Annotated in this window: 1 protein-coding gene; it reads left to right on the plus strand. The window is 61.8% G+C overall.

The window, feature by feature from the left end:
• Positions 1 to 1,202 (plus strand): ABC transporter substrate-binding protein (locus JQ586_RS40305; RefSeq protein WP_212400161.1); only part of this gene is annotated, 1,202 nt, incomplete at both ends.

The following is a 1,202-nucleotide window of genomic DNA, read 5'->3' on the forward strand; positions in this document are numbered from 1 at the left end:
GGCAAGGACTTCACCAAGCAGTCCGGCATCGAGATGAAGTACGAGTTCGTGCCGTGGACGAGCTATGCGGATCGCTTCCTCAACGAGCTCAATTCCCATGGCAAGCTCTGCGACCTGCTCATCGGCGACAGCCAGTGGATCGGCGGCGCCGCCGAGAACAAGTGGTACGTCAAGCTCAACGACTTCTTCGACAAAGAGCACATCTCGATGAACGACTTCGTCCCGGCGACGGTCGTCGGCTATTCGGAGTGGCCGAAGAACACGCCGAACTACTGGGCGCTGCCGGCGATGGCCGACGCGGTGGGCTGGACCTACCGCAAGGACTGGTTCTCGCGTCCCGAGATCCAGTCGGCGTTCAAGGCCAAGTACGGCCGCGATCTGGCGCCGCCGAAGACCTATGACGAGCTGAAGCAGGTTGCCGAATTCTTCCAGGGCCGCGAGATCGACGGCAAGAAGGTCTATGGCGCCTACATCTTCACCGAGCGCGGCTCGGAAGGCATCACCATGGGCGTGACCAACGTGCTCTACAATTACGGCTTCAGCTACGACAATCCGAAGAAGCCGTACCAGATGCAGGGCATCGTCAATTCGGCCGAGGCGGCAAAGGGGCTCGAATTCTACAAGGAGCTCTACAAGTGCTGCACCGCGCCCGGCATGACCAATGCCTACATGCAGGAAGGGCTTGATGCCTTCAAGTCCGGCCAGGTGGCGATGCAGATGAACTGGTTCGCCTTCTTCCCCGGCCTCTACAAGGATCCGAATGTCGGCGGCGACAAGATCGGCTTCTTCGTCAATCCGGCCGGTCCGAAGGGGCATTTCACCCAGCTCGGCGGTCAGGGCATCTCGGTGGTCGCGACCTCCGACCACAAGGACGACGCGCTCGCCTACATCAAGTGGTTCGCGCAGCCCGCCGTGCAGCAGAAATGGTGGCAGATCGGCGGCTACTCGGCCCTCAAGGCGGTGGTCGACGCGCCCGACTTCCCGAAGAGCGCGGCGTTCGCGCCGCAATTCCTGGAATCGATGGGCATCGTGAAGGACTTCTGGGCCGAGCCGTCCTACGCCCAGCTGCTGCTCGACATGCAGAAGCGGGTGCATGACTACGTCGTCGCCGACAAGGGCACGGCGCAGCAGGCGCTCGATCTCCTGGTCAAGGACTGGACCAAGGTCTTCAAGGAGCAGGGCAAGGAAGTCGCCTCGCAGTA

Origin of the sequence: Bradyrhizobium jicamae, assembly GCF_018130215.1 — a bacterium.
Classification (GTDB): domain Bacteria; phylum Pseudomonadota; class Alphaproteobacteria; order Rhizobiales; family Xanthobacteraceae; genus Bradyrhizobium; species Bradyrhizobium jicamae_A.